Source organism: Candidatus Glomeribacter gigasporarum BEG34 (assembly GCF_000227585.1).
In the GTDB taxonomy this organism is placed as follows: domain Bacteria; phylum Pseudomonadota; class Gammaproteobacteria; order Burkholderiales; family Burkholderiaceae; genus Glomeribacter; species Glomeribacter gigasporarum_B.
This window is the reverse complement of sequence record NZ_CAFB01000069.1, coordinates 12,426-30,049: the sequence shown is the minus strand read 5'-3', so window position 1 is coordinate 30,049 and position 17,624 is coordinate 12,426. Positions and strand designations below refer to the sequence as shown.

17 protein-coding genes are annotated in these 17,624 nt (G+C 53.9%); 7 read left to right on the top strand and 10 right to left on the bottom strand.

All coding sequences use genetic code 11. The features are described from left to right. From CAGGBEG34_RS08380 to mobI, 4 genes are all read right to left on the bottom strand, one after another. A partial coding sequence (locus CAGGBEG34_RS08380; protein ID WP_042688420.1) for a helix-turn-helix domain-containing protein occupies positions 1–1,002 on the bottom strand: 1,002 nt, incomplete at its 3' end. Between the two features lie 230 nt (positions 1,003–1,232). Beyond that, a complete protein-coding gene (locus CAGGBEG34_RS08375; protein WP_006683246.1) occupies positions 1,233–2,276 on the bottom strand; it encodes a ParB/RepB/Spo0J family partition protein in 1,044 nt (347 codons plus the stop codon). Then, positions 2,269–3,357, bottom strand: coding sequence for a ParA family protein (locus CAGGBEG34_RS08370; protein ID WP_006683245.1), 1,089 nt, complete (start codon positions 3,355–3,357; stop codon positions 2,269–2,271). The genes CAGGBEG34_RS08375 and CAGGBEG34_RS08370 overlap by 8 nt, the downstream gene beginning before the upstream one ends. Before the next feature lie 260 nt (positions 3,358–3,617). Next, positions 3,618–4,190, bottom strand: a complete 573-nt coding sequence (mobI, locus tag CAGGBEG34_RS08365; protein ID WP_158641855.1) for a conjugative transfer protein MobI(A/C) — start codon at positions 4,188–4,190, stop codon at positions 3,618–3,620. A gap of 256 nt (positions 4,191–4,446) precedes the next feature. On the opposite strand from mobI, the gene mobH reads away from it, so the two are divergent. The 5 genes from mobH to CAGGBEG34_RS08340 all read left to right on the top strand — a co-directional run bounded on the left by mobH (position 4,447) and on the right by CAGGBEG34_RS08340 (position 9,798). Continuing rightward, complete coding sequence (mobH, locus tag CAGGBEG34_RS08360; protein WP_158641854.1) at positions 4,447–5,844, top strand: MobH family relaxase; 1,398 nt, start codon at positions 4,447–4,449, stop codon at positions 5,842–5,844. Further along, positions 5,795–6,694: a hypothetical protein gene (locus tag CAGGBEG34_RS08355; protein WP_158641853.1), complete on the top strand. Its 900-nt coding sequence runs from the start codon at positions 5,795–5,797 to the stop codon at positions 6,692–6,694. The genes mobH and CAGGBEG34_RS08355 overlap by 50 nt, the downstream gene beginning before the upstream one ends. Continuing rightward, on the top strand, positions 6,678–8,549 hold the full coding sequence (traD, locus tag CAGGBEG34_RS08350; RefSeq protein ID WP_006683243.1) for a conjugative transfer system coupling protein TraD: 1,872 nt from the start codon (positions 6,678–6,680) through the stop codon (positions 8,547–8,549). The genes CAGGBEG34_RS08355 and traD overlap by 17 nt, the downstream gene beginning before the upstream one ends. Beyond that, positions 8,546–9,184, top strand: a complete 639-nt coding sequence (locus tag CAGGBEG34_RS08345) for an IncC plasmid conjugative DNA transfer DtrJ family protein (protein WP_006683242.1) — start codon at positions 8,546–8,548, stop codon at positions 9,182–9,184. The genes traD and CAGGBEG34_RS08345 overlap by 4 nt, the downstream gene beginning before the upstream one ends. 170 nt (positions 9,185–9,354) lie before the next feature. Further along, positions 9,355–9,798 (top strand): hypothetical protein, encoded by a 444-nt coding sequence (locus CAGGBEG34_RS08340; protein ID WP_042688417.1) that lies wholly within the window; start codon positions 9,355–9,357, stop codon positions 9,796–9,798. 37 nt (positions 9,799–9,835) lie between these two features. Here the strand turns inward: CAGGBEG34_RS08340 and CAGGBEG34_RS08335 are convergent, their stop codons facing one another. From CAGGBEG34_RS08335 to traF, 6 genes are all read right to left on the bottom strand, one after another. Then, on the bottom strand, positions 9,836–10,150 hold the full coding sequence (locus CAGGBEG34_RS08335; RefSeq protein WP_042688416.1) for a hypothetical protein: 315 nt from the start codon (positions 10,148–10,150) through the stop codon (positions 9,836–9,838). 95 nt (positions 10,151–10,245) lie between these two features. Next, positions 10,246–10,683, bottom strand: a complete 438-nt coding sequence (locus CAGGBEG34_RS08330) for a PIN domain-containing protein (RefSeq protein ID WP_006683241.1) — start codon at positions 10,681–10,683, stop codon at positions 10,246–10,248. Further along, positions 10,680–10,961 (bottom strand): AbrB/MazE/SpoVT family DNA-binding domain-containing protein, encoded by a 282-nt coding sequence (locus tag CAGGBEG34_RS08325; protein ID WP_006683240.1) that lies wholly within the window; start codon positions 10,959–10,961, stop codon positions 10,680–10,682. Before CAGGBEG34_RS08325 ends, CAGGBEG34_RS08330 begins: the two co-directional genes overlap by 4 nt. Before the next feature lie 45 nt (positions 10,962–11,006). Continuing rightward, positions 11,007–14,444, bottom strand: coding sequence for a conjugal transfer protein TraG N-terminal domain-containing protein (locus CAGGBEG34_RS08320; protein WP_006683239.1), 3,438 nt, complete (start codon positions 14,442–14,444; stop codon positions 11,007–11,009). Positions 14,445–14,447: 3 nt separating this feature from the next. Next, the gene (locus tag CAGGBEG34_RS08315) at positions 14,448–15,881 is read right to left on the bottom strand and encodes a conjugal transfer protein TraH (protein ID WP_050009379.1); all 1,434 of its coding nucleotides are present in this window, start codon (positions 15,879–15,881) and stop codon (positions 14,448–14,450) included. Beyond that, positions 15,881–16,855 carry a conjugal transfer protein TraF gene (traF, locus tag CAGGBEG34_RS08310; protein ID WP_158641852.1) on the bottom strand — a complete coding sequence of 325 codons (975 nt, stop codon included), beginning with the start codon at positions 16,853–16,855 and terminating at the stop codon, positions 15,881–15,883. The genes CAGGBEG34_RS08315 and traF overlap by 1 nt, the downstream gene beginning before the upstream one ends. 185 nt (positions 16,856–17,040) lie before the next feature. Here traF and CAGGBEG34_RS08305 point away from each other — a divergent pair, with 185 nt between their 5' ends. Together CAGGBEG34_RS08305 and CAGGBEG34_RS08300 are read left to right on the top strand one after the other, a co-directional pair. Continuing rightward, positions 17,041–17,274: an antitoxin MazE family protein gene (locus CAGGBEG34_RS08305; protein WP_042688415.1), complete on the top strand. Its 234-nt coding sequence runs from the start codon at positions 17,041–17,043 to the stop codon at positions 17,272–17,274. Then, positions 17,271–17,600, top strand: a complete 330-nt coding sequence (locus tag CAGGBEG34_RS08300) for a type II toxin-antitoxin system PemK/MazF family toxin (protein ID WP_006683236.1) — start codon at positions 17,271–17,273, stop codon at positions 17,598–17,600. The genes CAGGBEG34_RS08305 and CAGGBEG34_RS08300 overlap by 4 nt, the downstream gene beginning before the upstream one ends. The last annotated feature ends 24 nt before the right edge of the window (positions 17,601–17,624 follow it).

Sequence of the window (17,624 nt, the reverse complement as noted above, 5' to 3'; positions counted from 1 at the left end):
ATGTAGAAGTCCTGTAACCGACAGGCAGTTATCCTGCACCAGCCAAGTCAAATCGCTGGGGATTCTTCGGTTAGCAATTTTGACTGAAAAATCCCTAGGTTGGCCAGGCTGTTTCTGTATAGACTGCTTCTGGTCTATCGGAGATAGGGTATTAATGCCGTCTGTCAAATTGATAGACGGTACCCTGTGGATAACTCGGCCTTGGCTTGCTGCTACGGAGGCCTTTTTAGGTTCGACTGACTCAGTATAGGTTGTGTTGCGGTTGGGTGCTGTGTGGGCCTCTTGAGGGGAGGTAAGGGGATCCGAATCCCTTTCGTTTCTCTCTGCTTGATGGAGCACTGAGCCCTCTGTTTCGAGAGCAGTATCGATGTCAGAATCTTTAGAAGAGATGAATGTCTCACTTGAAGGTAGGATAGGGGACAACACTACATGAGGTGCAGTTTGGGGTGTCGTGTCAGTAGTAGTGCTTTCTAGTACCGTAGCTTCTTCTTGTTTGGACGCTGCCTGCTGTGCAGGCTTTTGGAACTCCCTTTTGGCATTTTCTTTTCTAGAAAAGTCAGGCGCGTAATGTTTCTTGCATCGCGTATTGAATAGTCCTAGGCAGGCGCAAGCCTTTTTCGTCAATTTAAGTCTTGAAACGAACAGTCGCCCATTGTGTGTTTTACGCTCTTGTTTGAGCCGCTCGATTAAACCCGCTTCAGCCAGTTCATTGAGTCCACGATAGACAGTGGATTCACTTGCTCCAATTTCTTGAGCAATGGTTGCCTTAAAGGCCCATGATGGCTGTGTGGGATCGGCCCGTTCGGCCAATCTCACGACAAACGCCAAGACGCTTTTTGCTGCGCGAGACAGTGAAGAAAGAGTAGGGCTTGCAGCACTGGTTGTAATAGCGGTGACTGCAAGTGCAATGTTCTGAGGAAAGTTCCTCTTGTGTATAAGAGAGCTTAGTCCCTGTGGCGCGAGGTAAGCAATACCCTCACTGCCACTAACAGCGATAGTCATAAAACCTCTGTCATAAGAACCCAAAGAGGTGTTGACACCGCAGTAGCTTTGCCCTATTGTTAGGACTCAGATGGTTGTTTATGGCTTTCTGCTGTGAACAACACTTCAAAAGCCCGCTGTTCCAGCATCGGGCTTTTTCTTGGGTTGTGAAAATTACTTACTCATATTTAGTTTCTGCGATTTCAAAATTTGTTAACCTGGTTAACACTTTTACACTCTAAATACTTGGCTCAATTACTTTCTTCGTCTATAGAGCTTGATGTTGTATTGGGTAATTTGCATAGATGTTCCTTTAAGGCAGAGACAATCAAATTTTGCAATTGTTCCTGCTGAATAGAGACTCCCTTTCCAGTATTCACTACTACACCTCCATTTGAGTGGGTTTTTATATTAAAAACAGCACGACCAGAAGCATCTACTACCATAGATGCTTCTGGTCGTGCTGCCATGCTTTGTTGTTGACGGGAAAGCTGTTGTTTTACCCAGCTCTTTAAAGAGCTTACTGGCGAATCGTCAACAAGAACGCGCTTTACTGCCGAAGTAATTAAAATCGCTTCATTAGGGTGCTCTTGAAATAGTTCAGCTGTAGTTAATACAAGACGTTTGGTTACTTGACTCGTATGTGTCTCGAAAAGAGTCAATATGTCTTCAGGTAGTTTGTATACTGTTAACACTTGAGTAACTCTGGCTCGTGTACAAGCAAGTAACTCGGAAAGTGCAGACTGGTTTTTCACAATGCCTCCATCAAGCGCTGCTTTGTACATTTTTGCCCGTTCCCATTCTGATAACCCCTTGCGGGTTTCAACACTCGTCATGACGGCAATGTGAGCATCTCGATCTGTCTTTTCTTCAACAATCGCATCGAGCGCTTCCCAGCCAGCCAAACTAGCAGCCCTTTTTCTACGATGACCATCCAGTAGTTCAAAGATATTGCCATCTAAAGAACGAACTCGAATAGGTTCTTGCTGGCCCACATTGTTCATTGATGTGGAGAGTTCTTGAATTTCTTCCTCTGGATACGTCATGCGTGGCTGATAAGGCGAATCACGCAGTTTCGAAATAGGGATACGACTTTTGTTTATGGAAGATGTATCTGTGTCGTATCGCTGCGCATGAGCAAGTGCCTCATCGAGGGATTTACTTCCTTCTGCGGCAGGCGGCCTTGAAATTTTTATATCAATCGGTTGATTTTTTGATTGTGCATTGATGCCTGCTGAGGCAGTTAGCCTCTGCAAGTCCTTTTCCCGCTCTTCTGATCTGCGTAATTTAGCCATGATTCGTCATCTTTGTACGCTCCAGTAATGCCTTCGCAACAATGAATAGGTCCTCCACTGCCTGCGCTTTTGGTTTGGCAAGTACAAGAGGGATATTCTGATCAGGATGGGACAGCGTTTTCGGAAAATCTTCTGATTGACGAATAGTTGGAGCAATCAGATTGTCTCCATAATCCCGTGTAAGCAGGCTAACCTGCTTGCTTACACGGGGCCTGCGGTTATCGTAAAAATTTGGCACCAATATCAATTCTGGGTTACGCCCATAATCTTCGCGTAGCTGATGCAGCATATCGGATAGAAATGAAAGCCCTTTTCTCGAAAAGTTGTCTAATGAAACAGGTGCAATCACATAATCGGCAGCTAATAGTGCTCCCTCAATAGTTAGACTCTTTTGCGGGGAAGCATCAAAAATAATGAGGTGGTATTGACTGATATTGGCGTCTGGATCCCTGCTTTGTTGTGCCGCATTGACCCATTCTGCGATGTTTCGCTTACGTGCTGTAGCTTGCGAAATCCGCTGTACCATTAGATAGGAATTGAGTTCATCCAGATTCACATCTGCTGGGATGAGATGAGGACCATTTTCGCCAAACGGTTTCTTAATGACCTCCGCTAGAGACGGTTTTTGGCTATCGTCCCGAATCAGGTTGGCAAAGTTGTACTTAACAATATCTTCAATAGGAAAACCTGACTCTTTGGCATCGTTTTCATCCAGATCACTGTCATACCCAAATGCGAGTGTTAGATTGCTCTGGAAATCTAGATCAATCAGTAGCGTCTGAAAGCCCATTAACCCGAAAATACACCCCATATTTGAGGTAAGTGTTGTCTTTCCAACCCCTCCTTTGGGGGTATAGATGACAATGACTTTTTGCGAGACAGAGCCCTTGGATTTTTGTTGCCGATAAGCCGCTATGTCGAACAGGTTGTTTGGCGTATAAGCCCTGACTTGTATACTTCCTTGCGCGATTGTTCTGACCTCAATCTCAGCTTCATTTGCGAGGCGATTAAGCTGACTGGTCGATAAGTCCAGCAGGCGCGCAGCCACTTTTGGCTTATAGGTGAGATCGCTTTTAGGCACGCTGTAATCCTTTACGTACTGATTTCCAAGAAAATATATCTAAAATCCGTTCATGTCAACAAAAACCACTAGTAATGTTAAATTTTGATCTCTAGTCTAAAAATAGGTATGCTGTTAGATTTCCAATCTAATCGGATTGATTTTCTTAAATACGATTTGCTTGTTCCACTTTAGTATTCTCATTCATCTTCTAAAAATTCCAGCCTCTAGGCTACCTGTCAAGAATAGGGCTGTTTTTCAGCGCAGTTTCCAACCTACACTTACCTCAGTTGCCTACTAAACTCTGTATACCTCGCAAACCCTTCCGCCAGTAAGCCTTCGTACTGCGCAATCGCCGCGCGCAAGCGGGTCAGTGCCGCTGAGCGCTGCCTCAGCAGGGTATATCGCGCCTCAATCGTCTGGATGAGAACCTTTTCCCAATCCGTTGCCCGTCGAAAGGCCCTGAGTGGATAGTGGAAAGTACGGATGCCTTTGCAGATATGCGTGGAATAAGGCTGCTTTCTACCATCTTTCCGTTCTATAAAATGATTCCGATACCACGTGGCCTGTAGCGAGTTATGCTTCAAGCGGATTTGAGTCCCAAAACGCCCTTGTTCTTCTGGACGGCCATGCGTGCGTTGGTAGCGATTCTCTGCCCAGAAATCGTCCGCCGCCTTTTGCGCTTCCACCATCAGCCTTTGGAGCTCTTCCTCTGCTAGGCGCTTGAGCTGATCCACAAACGCTCTGGCCGCTTTAGCAAGGTGCTGGCCGGTGATTTGCTGCCGTGCAGCGCTGGCCTCAGTGCTTGTTAAGGTTGACCAGTCAATATTCGTGACTATTTGGCTCTGTTCCAAGTCACTCCCCTTTTCCAGTATTCCCACATGCTTATCCTATGTAGGGCTTTCAAAAAACGTTCTACATGCGCGGGATGCACATAGATGCTTCCCTGAATACGGCTCAGCGTATTCGAGTTCTGGGGAGTAGAACAAACGCGAAACGACACAAAACAGGTCGTTTCACGTTTGTTGTCCGCGCACCGATCTTTGTACCGTCTTCTTTTTAAACCGCTTAAGTCTCTCTATCGGATAGAGGCGAGGAAGCGCCTTTTGGGTGGCACACAATCGATTGATGGGAGAGCAGGGGATCACACAGCAGCTCTGGCAGTGCCTGATGGGTCGGCGGCCTACTTCATTGCGGCCGCCTGAGGTATGCGCATATTTAGCGATTCCGCGTTATCCCCCGTTCCCAGAGGGGCTGCCCGCTACACCCGTCGAGGCGGTTGTGGCGAGCCAGTCCGAGCTAATTGAGCACATTCGGGGCGTGCTGGGCTATACGCCGGGAGAATTTGACCGCTGGGTTTCGCCCATTCTGTACCGCTATGCCGCCTTTGTGCATGTATTGCCCGCCTCAGCGCACCATCACCATCGAGGCGCAGGCGGCTTGTGGCGGCACAGTCTGGAAGTCGCGTTGAGTGCGGCGCAAGGTTCGGAATCCATTCTGTTTTCTCTCGATGCGCCCCCAGATCGGCGACGGGCATTGGAGTCCCGTTGGCGGCTGGCGGCCATGCTGGCGGGGCTGTTGCATGACGCTGGCAAACCTTTTTCTGATGTGACGGTTTCCGATTCCGAAGGCCGTCAGGTATGGAGTCCCTATCTGGAGAATTTGGCCGACTGGACGGTGCAGCACCAGATTGAGCGCTACTTCATTCAATGGCCTCATCGCTCACATAAACGCCATGAGCCTTTTGCTCTGTTGGGTCTCCCCCGCATTCTCGCTCAGGAAACGGCGGATTATCTGGCGGCCTTTGGCCCAGAACCCCTCGCCCGACTCTTGGAAACACTGACGGCGCAGACGCCCGACCAACCGCTGGCGCGGCTGGTGCAGCAGGCTGATCAGAACAGTGTATCGCTGGATTTGAAACAGAATGGTTTAGGAACCGCCGTTGAACAGTATGTTTTGGCACTGATCCGGCGTCTGCTGCACGCTGGCCGCTGGTCTGTGAATACGGCGGATGCCAAGGTCTGGCATCTGCGGCAAGGCGCGTTTCTGGATTGGGAACAGGGATTTGCTGACTTGCGGGCGGTCATCCGCCTGGACCAGGTGCCGGGCGTACCGCAAGATTCGGAGCGAATGGCCGATTATCTGATCGAGCGCGGCATTGCGCAGCCCTTCACCTTGCAAAAGACCGTCCAGGGACGTTACTGGCCGATCCAATTGCCCGCCTCATTATGCCGTGAATCTCCCGCCATCCGCTGGATGCTGCGTTTGACAGCGCCGGAATGGATTTTTGTGTCGGATATCCCCGCGCCCATCGATGGGTCGATTGTCGTTGAGGCTGGGGAGAGCGCAGCGTGCAGAGTAGAGACTGAGCCGAAAGAAAACCGTCAGGCGATTCAGCCGGCGCAAGAAAAGGTGAAGCCGTCGCATTGCGCTGACCCGGCTGCCTTGCCCCCATCCTTTGCGGCTGTCTTCTCGGAGCCGCCCGTGCGCACTCCCCCCTCTTCATGAGGCCCGTGAGGCACTGTCCAAAACACTCGAACAATACGGTGCAACCTCCAAGTGGCTGCGTGCTGCGCTGGATCCGGTGCTGGAAGGCCGTTGGCCGTTGGGTAAAGTGATCGATGTGCTGGATAGCCGAGTGGCGATGTTGTATCCAGAAGGCGCTCGTCGAATCGGCCCACCCGTTGAGGTCATGACTGCTTTGTTTGAGGCGGGCGCGATTGAACCGGATCTGACGTACCCAGACCGCAAAGTGCGGACAGTGCAGGGGAAAAAGGTGCTGGTTTTTGCCGAAGCCTTATCCGATGCCGTTTTGACCCTGTTAAAAGCAACTGAGAAGGGGAGGGCGCATCCGTCTCCGATGGTAGAGCGTCTGTTCACAGTCAGCCATCCAGCAGTCGCGGAAACCGCCGCAGGGAAAACGACAGCAAGCCCAGCCACGCCCAGCCCTGATCTCGCTGAAGACGGTGAAGTTTTGCAGTCATCCCAGTGCCAGGCCGAACTATCCAGACCCGATGATACCTCACCCTGTCTGGAAAACGCCTCGCCCTACCTATCGTCTGCGGCGGATGCCCCCGCGCCAATGCGAGCATCGCCCCAGGTCGTCATCGAACAGGCGCTCGGACAATTGGCCGAGATGATGCGAACGGGCAAAGGTCGCTGGCTGGTCACGCCCGTCGTCCATCAAAACGGTGGGACCTCAACCAGCGCCCGTTGTCTGGATCGCCTGGCCAGCGAGTATCCAGGCATCAGCCTGGTGACGCTCAGGCTGACGCTGCGAAATCTCGATACCCCGCGCTTTGCGCTCGATGGCGACCAGCTCATTCTAAAGGCACTGCCCGATGTCGAAGCGCTTTGACCCCAGAACCTATGATCCGGCGTTCCGACCCAACTACGAACAGTGGGCGCTGGCCGGATGGGGCCTTGCGGCCATCGCTGCCGCTTTTTTCCAACGCTATAGCGCGCTCCCCAAGCATCCTTTCTACTGGATGCTGGGACTCTGCGGGGTGATGGCGCTGCGCTGGTTGCCAGGGATGCTCCGCATCCGCCGCTTGCGACGCAGCTTACGGGGCCGTCCCATCACGACAGTGACACTCGCACAACTTCAAAAAGAACAGTCCCGATGTGCTGATACCCTCTGGCTCGGCTATGGTTTTATCTGGAAACGGCGACATGCGCAGCGGGTCTTTGAACTCCTGAAGAGCGAGGTCATATCGACGGACAAGCGCTTCTCCCGATCCGATGCCCGCGCCGCCATCGGCCAGCGCTGGATCCACGGCGTGGAACATCGGGAATTCAGGCAATATCAACCTTTGACGCATGCGGAAGGGCATACGCTGATTCTCGGCACGACCGGCGCAGGTAAAACCCGCCTGTTTGATTTCCTGATCGCCCAAGCGATTGCGCGGGACGAAGCCGTGATCATTCTGGACCCGAAAGGCGACCATGCGCTTAAGGATAATGCAGAGCGGGTCTGCCACGCGCTGGGGCAGCCCGAACGCTTTGTCTATTTTCATCTGGCTTTCCCGCAGCACAGCGTGCGGCTGGATCCACTGCGGCACTTTTCGCAAGTCACCGAGATCGCCAGCCGCTTAGCCGCCCTGATTCCCTCGGAAACCGGCTACGACCCGTTTAAATCCTTTGGCTGGCAGGCGCTGAACAATATCGCGCAAGGGTTGGCATTGATTGAAAAGCGCCCGAATCTGGTGCAGTTGCGCCGCTTTCTGGAAGGCGGCTCGGAAGGCTTGGTGGCACAGGCCATCCAAGCCTATTGCACGCGAGTGTGTCCGAATTGGCAAGCAAAAGCGCAGCCTCAGCTTCACCGACTGCAAGGCAAATCCAGTACGCGGGAACAGGCATTGGCCTTGATGGATGTGTACACTAAACACATCCAGCCGGACCATCCGAATCCCAATCTGGAAGGGCTGCTCTCGATGTTTCGGCATGACAGCACCCATTTCTCGAAAATGGTGGCGTCCCTGCTGCCGATCATGAATATGCTGACTTCAGGCGATTTAAGCGCGCTGTTGTCTCCAAATCCGAACGATGCGACAGACCGCAGACCGATCACAGACACCGCGAAAATCCTCCATAACCGCCAGGTGGCGTATATCGGCCTCAATATCCTGAGCGATCCCATTGTCGGCAGCGCGATGGGTTCTTTATTGCTCTCCGATCTCGCGGCGGTGGCCGGAGACCGCTACAACTACGGCGTGGACAATCAACCCGTGAATCTGTTCATCGACGAAGCGGCCGAAGTCATCAACGAGCCCTTTATCCAGTTGCTCAATAAAGGACGGGGCGCGGGATTAAGGCTGTGGCTCGCGATCCAGACGCTTTCTGATTTTGCAGCCCGTCTGGGCGACACATCCAAAGCCTTCCAGGTGCTCGGTAATGTGAACAATCTGATTGCGATGCGGGTGCTGGACCGGGACACGCAAGAGTATGTGACGCGCAACTTGCTGAAAACACGTCTGAACACGATCACCTGCTCGCAGAGCCAGACGGTGCAGGGAGAAACACCGCTGCTCGCGAGCGCCAATCAGGGCGAACGGCTGGTCGAAGAGGAAGCGGATTTGTTTCCCGCGCCGCTGCTGGGGTTGCTGCCGAATTTTGAGTATCTGGCGAAACTCGCGGGCGGCACAGTGGTAAAAGGGCGCGTGCCGGTGCTGACGCTGCCGCGCGCGCAAACTGCCAAGGGTAGTGCGAGATGAAAAGCATTCGCCCGCGCCGGTTCTGGCTCTTGTGGCTGCTCTTGACCGAGCTGGCTGTGGTGGTATTGCTGGTCCCTGTAGATTGGATTCAGCAGACACGTGTGCACGAGATACAGCGGGTTGAGCAGCGTTTGGGGCCGGATGCACCGCACCGAGCAATGCACACCGCGCACGGCTGGTTTCAGGCGAGTCTGATCCGTTCCGGCGCGTATTCCGCCTTGCATCATTTTTTGATCCCCAGCGAAGCGGAGAGACAACGCTCCAAGGGTCTCGAATATCTTGAAGACGGATGGTTTGCGTGGGTGGAAGAGCGGCTGGATGTGCTGATGCAGCTGATTGACCAACTGTATGTCCGAGTTGCGCTGCTCAGGCTGTGGTGGCCTTGTTTATTGCTGGCTGGACTCCCCGCGCTTTGGGAAGGGTGGGTGATGCGGTGCATGAAACGCACGAATTTCAGTCATGTCAGCCCTGTGATCCATCATTACAGTGTGCGCGGCGTTCTATTCCTGACCAGCGGGTTAGGGATGGCCTTACTTGCGCCGGTTCCGCTGGAGCCGATGTTCATGCCCGCCGTGCTGATCACCGCCTGTGTGCTGGCAGGCTTGGCGTTAGGACATCTGCAAAAGAGGATTTAGGCCGCTGAGTTCTGGATAGCTACTTCTCTACGGGTAAATTTTCCTGAGCGGCATAGCGAGTGGCGCAATTCCAAGAATCGCGCCATAATTGCGCCACTCATGGAGATAAATCGCGCCAGAGTCAAGCAATTTGCTTATGATGGTTTATTGCTCACTCGTCCAGTTGGCTAATGGCCAATCTGCCGTTCTTTCGCGCCAACCTGTGTCCGTTGACTTTCCTAGGTGTACCAGAAATAGCTTACAGCCGCGCGCTCTTGGGTGTCTATGAGCTAAATCGTGTCGAATTGCTGCGTGATCTGTATGTCTGGGCCTGTGAGCGTTCAACGCAGGAGTATCGCGCCATCAAACAGGATTTGGCAGAGCCAGACCCTTTGCGCTTGGCCTATAGAGATTTGCTGAGGCAGATTATCCGAGCAATGGTGGCACATCCTGAAGAAGAGGCGCTTGCTCAGGCTCGGCGCAAGGTCGCTGAGCATGTGTCGGAGGCGGAGCGGGATGATGTGTTGGCATTGGTTATTGAGGAGTTGCGGCGGCTGCACGCAGGCGTTTTGGCGCGATACGGCTTGCGCCCTTCTGAATTTACAGCATGGAAAGACAACCAAACTGGAAAATAATGGAGTAGCTGACGACTACCGTTCCGAGTATGAGTGCCTATTCATCATGATAGTGTGAAAAGGGGTGTGCCGGATCATCTCTATAGCTGTAGAAGGGGCTGTTTTCATCAAAAGGGTCATCGTTACTGTCACTCACTGCAAATGCCCGATACAGTTTGCCGCTTTCGTCTTGGAGAAGAATGCCCTTATTGTTGCGAGCAGCTGAGATGAAAATCTTAGCCATCAGTACAATGAACCCGCAAACCAATAAGGCCATCGGCCCGAAATTGGAGAGCAAGCCAAATCCGATAACGGCCAAAACCATTATCCAAAACCATTTAGAGAGACGTTGGCCTATTGTGAGCGCTTGCATGAAAGCCCCTTGGTGGAGAATTCATCTAAGCATAACAAAGCCGATACTCACCGTTCAACTCGCTACCGAAGCATCTGTTCAGAACCTTTCATAGCTCATTGTAGTTCCTCAGTCCCGTCGAAACACAAGGCTGCCTGATCAAAAGTATAGACGGATTCGATTTCGATACCCTTCACATGACCAAAGCGTTTTGCTTTATTCACAATGAGCGCATCGGGGAAATCCGCTTGTTTTATTTTTCCGCTTGATCGAATAGGCTTCGCATTGGCGTAATCTTTCAGCGCGCACCATACAGCCTGATTATCTTCAAATGTGATAGCAGGCTCTGAAAACAGGGCATGGACGATATCAATGATTTTCTCTTTGGACAGTTGGTATTTTTTCCCTTTTAACGTCCAGACGCTTTCAGCTAGAACAACGTCGGTGATGAGGACCTTTCGACCCGCTTTCAGCAGAGTGGTCGCTTGGGCGGATTGCCGTTTGTCGTCCTGTAATAAATAACGCAGCAGGACATTCGTGTCGATGGCAATCATGTGTTGAGCGCACTTTGAAGGGATTCTTCATCCGTTAGGCGCTTGTTGACGGGGATATCTTTTAAAAGGCCTTTAGCCGCACCGGGGATTTTTTTGACGATAGAAATTACCCCTTGCCGGTCCACATAGGTTTCTACTTCATCTCCGATCTGGATAGCAGCGATTGCGCACAATTCAATTGGCAACGTAATCTGCCTTTTAGCACTGACTCTAGCCATATTCTCACCTTTACTTTTCATTAAAAAGTAAAGATTATCGGATTCCTTACTATATTTCAATTGGTAAAGAAATTCATTCGTGTGGATGATGCATAGAAAGCGGGCTTATTTCAAAGCCCCCGCTGTCGATCTACGCGCATGATTGATGCCGCCCAGATTAGTTTGCGCCAGGAAGCTGCCCGCCTGTTTGCCTGCGCGCGGCGCGTTTTGAAGCACGGTTGCCATCTTGTTGACCTCCGCCGCGCTTCTGTCTGGATAATCGCTGTGCAGCGCACGGGCCGCCGCTTCGACCTGAGCTGGATTGCCGTCGAAGAGCTTGGAGTACAGTGATTCTGTGTACAGCGCCGCCTGCTTGTCGGATAAGCCAAACTGGCTTTGAGCCAGCGCCTGTTGCGTGGTTTTGAATTGCTGGCCGTACTGCTGCCAGAATTGCGTTGCATGCTCTGGGCCCGCTTTCAAAGCGGTCCAAAGGGCAGAAGCATAGTATTCTCCCTGCTGCATCAAGGATAATCCTTGTGCGCCGTTTGCCAGATTCGTACCTGTGTTCATCCACGCTTGCGCCTGGTCGTAGCCTTTTGCCATTGCGCCTTGATCGTTGGTCTGTGCAGACATTGCCGTGCGCTGCTCAGATGTCAGCGCGTGCAGCTCTGACATCGAATGATCAAAACTGTCGAAACTGGCCCCCAGGCCTGCTTCGACAGCGCCCGATAGCCGGTTGTATTCACGCGCAGCCCAGTCGGCCATATTGTCCAACGCACCCCAAGACCGGACATTTAGCGTGGGATTTTCAGGCGCTGCCATCAGTCGGCTCCAGGCTTTATCCTCTTCCGGTTTGGAGACGGCCTGATTCATCGCGTGCGCCTGTTGAATTACAGACTGTTGACCCGCCTGAGCATGCTGCTGGATTTCATCGGGTGGTGCCTGGGCGCTCAGGGATTTGGCATCTGCCGAGACGCCTGTATGCGCTTTATTGAGCAGGCTTTGCCGGTCGATGTGCGATTGCAGCCCTGCCGCCGGAGCCGTTGCCTGTTGGACTTGAGACGGTAAGCTGCTGTCCATTGAGGGCGCTGATAGATCACTGTAGGCGTTGGCAACGCCTGTCGGGCGGCTTTCCTGATGCAAGGCTTTCCCCGCAATATCGGCAATTTCTCCTTCCTTGCCAAGCGTGCTGAGCTGTTTCATCAGCGCAATATTGCGCGCGCCCGCCGGATTGACGGCTCCGCCCTGGTAGCTTTGATACCACTGCTCGTTCTGTAGCACGGCTTGCCGGTCTTTAGGGGACAAACGGTAAAACGCTTGCCAGGACAGACGGCTTGCCTCCGGGTCGTTGGCAATCGCCGCGCCCAGCGTTTTGAGATCAACCTTTTGAGAGAGCCCGAATTGCGATTGCCGCTGCGCCCACTGTTGAAAACTCTGATGCGCAGCGTATTTCTGCTCCGCCGCCTGCCGGTAGTCTTCAGATAAGGCATCTCCAAGTGCGTGCTCGAACTGCTGCCCGCTTTGCGTTTTATATCCGCGGGCCAGTTGGTCCTGCATCCGTTGGGAAGTCGCATGACTGGACTGCACGCTTTTGGTAAAGTCGGTGACAGTCGCCATGCTCATCGTTTGCTGGTCTTCTTTGGCGGATTCGGTTGTGCCTTGCGCTTTGCCTGAGAGGTTTAATTTACCTCCACCGCCTAACTTCGTTCCAGCCAGCGGCGCGAGCAGTTGCGCAGTGGCTTCTGCACCTGCTTGTCCCGACATCTGTGCAAGAATCGCCCCTCGCACCTTGCTCGCATGGGCCGCATCCACCTGTGCCTTGTCCATAAACTGCTTTGCGTGCTGGTTCGCCGTCTGCCAGTCTTCGCTGTTTTGGGACGCAAATACCCGATCTAGCGCCTCAATGCGCGCATAGCGTTGCGTCTGACTCACATCCTCTGAAAATGCCCGACTCAGCACATGCGAGAAGGCGGCGCTGGCCTGCTGATCGCGCAGTTGCGCCGATTGAAAACCGCTGCTCACCGCGGCCCCAATATCGAGACTGCCAAAGGTCTGCTCCGCACCCGTCCGGCTCGGCCCCGAAAAGCTGTCCTGCCGGTACAGTGATTGCATCCCCAAAAACGGCGCGGGCTTGACGATATCCGGCGTTTGAATGTTTTCGTCGATATGCTCTGCGCCGACGACTTTACCCGCCAGACTCGTCATCACATAGCTGGAACCTGTCACAATGAACAACGAAATCACGGGCGTCGCTGCCGCCAGCATTCCGCCGGTGGCAATCCAGTGTTGCAGCACTTGACTCGCATGATCGAGCGCATACATTGAATCCAGTCCTGCCGCCGTATAACTTGCCATTGCGCGTGTCGCGGCCATATGAATAAACAGGTTGATGATCGAGAGCACCGGCAGCCAGAGCTGAATCCACAGCAGCATTTGTGCGTAGCGGCCCGCCAGTTGGATGCCGAACATTCCCATCACGATTAAGAAGGCCAGCAAAGGCGTAATCGCATAGACCAGTCCTTCAAAGAAGGTCATCATCGGCCGGACAATGGTCATGAAGGTGGATTGTTCAGCCGCCCATTGGGTATTGCGCTGCTGAATCGCCTGTTCAACCACCAATGCCGAACTGAAATCCTGGAAGTCCCGATAGCGTCCCGCCGCTGCTTCGTAATAAAGCGGTTCCAACAACGCGGTTTGCAGATACTGGATAGCCGATGTCCCCGTTTGGCTGACCGCATCCAGCGCGTTGCGCATTTTCTGGAAGGGATTTGCGCCGATCTGTTTATATAGATAGGTTTCGACAACCGGGCTATTCAAATAGCGCGTGGCTTCCTGCAAACGGTTCCAGGCTTGCGAGCAGTCCATATCTTCGCCCTGCGGATTTCCGCTGGACAGATACAGGTGCGTGCCGTGGATACGGGAAGGGAAATGCAGCGCCGCGCGAATCGGCTGGCGCAGCAGCTTTTCGACCGGTGTATATTCACGGCTGTTGATCAGATCGACTTTGTTCAGCGTGCATTCATGGATATACGTGATCCACGAGCGGCGCGTATTGACGCCATTGCCGTCTTCGCCGCCGCCGATGGCCTTGTCCCACGCATTGAACAGCCCGATGTCCTGCCCCACGCTGCGGCGTATCTCGTTCAGGACCTTCAGGGACTCTGCGAAACCGTGCGAGGCGATGCCAGGCGCTATCGGCTGATAGGCGGTTTCAAACAGGCGCGTCAACGAATAGCCGAGATTGGAAATAATGCCGCCCGCCAAGCCCACACCGATAGGTGCATTCGAGACGACGCGCACTTGACCTGTATAAGCGTCTTCAATCGTCACCGTACACGATGGGCCAAACAGACACGCATACACCAACCAACCCATAAATACCTGCTGGAAGGGCAGGGTGCGTGCGCCCTGGAGCAGCGATTGAGCCATCACGGCCAGCACGCCCAGCAGCAATCCGCAGCCGACCAATTGTTTGAAATCACCCGTGCCGGTGATCATCGCAACCGCATGCAGGATTTGCTCCAGAAAGGCGGAATCGCCGATGGAATAGAGCGTGAAATGCATCAATCACTCCGCCTCATGGAAAACCGCTGCCGCATCTGGCACATAAGCAGGCTTTCGGATCGCTTTGAGCACGCTGCTGTATTGGGCGATTTGAGACGCCAGCGAGCCGTAACGATGGATGAGCGTGGTGTATTCCCGCCGCAGCGTGTTTTGAGCGCGGTTCAGTGTGTCCAGCGCCTGTTTTTGGTAGGGACTGTCGCTGTTCGCAAGTGCCGCGCGCGTGGCTCGAAAGACTTCTTCAGTCAAGTGCTCGGCCATCGAGAGCGCCAGCGCGCCGGAGGCTTCCGTGACAAATAGGGTCGCCCCTTCCGGCGAGAGCAGCGCCAGACTGTGCAGCAGCGTGCCTAGGCCTTCGGGCAAATTGGACACAAAGGCGCGCTCCGTGTCGATGAGCGCCCCCGCGTTGGAGGCGTATTTTGCGATGATCCCTGGACGGCTGCCGGTTCCCAGCAGCGCGTGTTGAATCACCGTTTTCAGCCCTTTAAGTTGGACGCGCTTTGTCTTGCCCGCAGTTAAGCACTGCTCAGGATCGGCCTCGCAGCTGTAGAGATCGACCGGCCCGCCTTCGATCAGGTCCGCCAGCGTGATTTTGTTGCCGGGCAGAATCGTAATTGGCGTAACTGGGGCGGACTCTGCAAAGGCGTTGGTCAGTCCCTCGGCGCTACTCGCTAAATCGCCGACGATGATGGTACCGGTCATCGACATCACCGCTTCCATCAGCGCTGAATCGCCGCTCGGAAACCAGCGGCTGACCTGATGACGCTGGAGTTGCTGCCAGACCAGATTGCCAATGAGTTGCTTATACTGGTCAGGCCGATGCTGCTTCAGTTTCTCTAAGGGGCTTTGGCCGTCCAATTCCTGACGGGCATCAAAGAAATCCTCGAATAAACCGCTCAGCGTGCCTTTTAAGGAGGCGTCGGTGCTGTGTTTCAGGTTGAAGCTGGACGCGACATCGCTGACAATGCCCTGCGCCAACTGACAGGAGTTACCCAAGTATTGATTCAACGCCTGAACTTTCTTCTGAAAGTTCTCGATCCATTTCGCGCCATCGGGGAACACATTATCGAGCGCCAACTGAAAGGCATAGCCTTTCGCATTCGCGGCAATCGAGCGGAGCAACTGCACGATCTGGTCGGTATTGATAAAGGACAGAGAACCGCCGAACAAATCCACGCCGCCGCAACCAGCTTTCCACGCAGGCGGGACAAAACCGATCAAGTTTTCGTCGAACAGATGGTTTTTGGCGATGAACTGCCCGCCCGCGAGCACGCCTCGGCGCTGGCTTTCATAGACGCCAGGCCGGGTGGTATTTGCCATCTCGTCAAACTGATGTTCCAGGACAGATTGCAGATCGGCCCAGGCAGGCGTGAGCACGCAGTACGTCATCAGCAAGACACACGCCTTCTGTTGCCATTTGGAGAATCGCGCGCGCCGCATCAATGGACGGCCTCCCGTATAACTGATGGGCGGAAGGCCCGCACCAACTGCGCCGGTGGGATAAAGCCGGTGGCATTGTTCAAGCTGGGGCGGGTGCTTGCGCCCTGAGCAGGATTGGAGATTGGGCGATCCAGCGCCCGCACCGGCCGCGCTTGGTTAAACGCCGCGTCCGTAATCCACTGCTGCCGCTTCGCTACGACCAATAGCCGACGCTGGATTTCTGGCAACGACATCGCCCCTTGGCCCACGGCGGCAAACTGTCCGTTAGGCGCAGTGAGATACAACGCAGGTACCGCCTGCACCTGCAATTTGGCCGCCTGACCCCTATCCGGTTTGAAAGCGGGAAACGGATGACCGGGCAAATCCTGGCCGTCGATGGACACCGGGATAAGGGAAAAGCGATGCTGCTTTGCCAGCATCCGCACCAGCGGGGCTTGCGTTGCACACGCCGGGCACGTCGAATGAAAGAAAAAGAGGAGTCCAACCCGCTGCGCTAACTCATTGAGCAGACGAGCCTGTGCCGTACCCGCTTGCCGGTCGAGCGTGTGCGCTGCAAAGGTCGCATAGGGGCGCTGGCTCAGCGCATCGAGCAATGGGTCGCCGAGCGTGGCGAGTTCGCTCATGTCGGCAAATTGCCGGGCACGGTCGAGCGCGAGCCGTTGTACCCACAGGAACGCGCGCAGATTCGTGAGCGTCGGGTGATCCCAGGCCAAATCCTTGTATTTCGGCAAGTTCTGCCGGAACCAAGCTGCCGAGAAAACCGTAGGCGCTGTGGTTTGGCGGGCAGTAGGGGAACGTGCTGGCTGCTCTGGCAGAGGACGTTCCGGTTTGGTGGGTTCCGGTATCGGTTCATACCAAAACCAGCCTTCCGCCTTCCGCCAATAGAATCGGACGGGTGGATTGTCCGCAAAGACGCGATCCGCCGCCGCAGCGGGAATGGCGCTGGCAATCAACGCCAGCAGCAGGACGGTCATGACAACAGGCATGCGTGCGAGGAATTGGGAAACATCCGCTCACGCTATCAAAGCTTAGAGGTGGGGTATGAACGCGAGAAAGCCTGTTTAGGGTCGTTCCAGAGTGGAGGGCTGTTCAAAATGCTGTTCACGAGACTCATGATGATCTACAATGGCGTTTTACATAGTAAGAGTTCATTGTAGTTATGAATGTCATCTCTCATCAGAATCGTGCGGCCGCTGTACAGCGGCAGCTGCGTGATCAACGCCGCGCGAGTGGAATGCGCCCTGTGCAAATCTGGGTGCCGGATACCAGGCGGCCAGAATTTGCCGAGGAATGCCGCAGGCAAGCGCACAATGTCGCCGCGCATGCGACCCGCGAACGCCAGGTGATGGATTGGGTTGAATCGGTTTCAGATATCACCGGGTGGGATGCTTGAAACGAGGCGATGTGGTCCCCATCGCAGGGGGCGAAGGCGATTACGGCAGTAAACCGCGTCCGGCGATTATCATTCAATCGGATCTCTTTAACGCGCTGGAAAGCGTTTCTGTTTTGCCTCTGACCAGCGACCTTGAAGATGCGCCCGTTTTTCGCGTTGTGATCGAACCGACCGGACGCAACGGAATTTCCAGGCTGTCGCAAGCGATGGTGGACAAAATAATGCCGGTTCGCAAAGAACGCATCCGCGAGGTGATTGGCGAGCTGGACCGGAAGACGATGATCAAGATTGAAAGCGCTATCATCCTCTTCTATGGCATTGCCTAATGGATATTTTTCCAGCCCTGTGCG

Bases quoted from the DNA above. Each gene is read 5' to 3' on its own strand.
- CAGGBEG34_RS08375 (WP_006683246.1), bottom strand. From the start codon at position 2,276: ATGGCTAAATTACGCAGATCAGAAGAGCGGGAAAAGGACTTGCAGAGG.
- traD (WP_006683243.1), top strand. From the start codon at position 6,678: ATGTCGAAGCGCTTTGACCCCAGAACCTATGATCCGGCGTTCCGACCC.
- CAGGBEG34_RS08345 (WP_006683242.1), top strand. From the start codon at position 8,546: ATGAAAAGCATTCGCCCGCGCCGGTTCTGGCTCTTGTGGCTGCTCTTG.
- CAGGBEG34_RS08340 (WP_042688417.1), top strand. From the start codon at position 9,355: ATGGCCAATCTGCCGTTCTTTCGCGCCAACCTGTGTCCGTTGACTTTC.
- CAGGBEG34_RS08335 (WP_042688416.1), bottom strand. From the start codon at position 10,150: ATGCAAGCGCTCACAATAGGCCAACGTCTCTCTAAATGGTTTTGGATA.
- CAGGBEG34_RS08330 (WP_006683241.1), bottom strand. From the start codon at position 10,683: ATGATTGCCATCGACACGAATGTCCTGCTGCGTTATTTATTACAGGAC.
- CAGGBEG34_RS08320 (WP_006683239.1), bottom strand. From the start codon at position 14,444: ATGCATTTCACGCTCTATTCCATCGGCGATTCCGCCTTTCTGGAGCAA.
- CAGGBEG34_RS08315 (WP_050009379.1), bottom strand. From the start codon at position 15,881: ATGCGGCGCGCGCGATTCTCCAAATGGCAACAGAAGGCGTGTGTCTTG.
- traF (WP_158641852.1), bottom strand. From the start codon at position 16,855: ATGACCGTCCTGCTGCTGGCGTTGATTGCCAGCGCCATTCCCGCTGCG.
- CAGGBEG34_RS08305 (WP_042688415.1), top strand. From the start codon at position 17,041: ATGAATGTCATCTCTCATCAGAATCGTGCGGCCGCTGTACAGCGGCAG.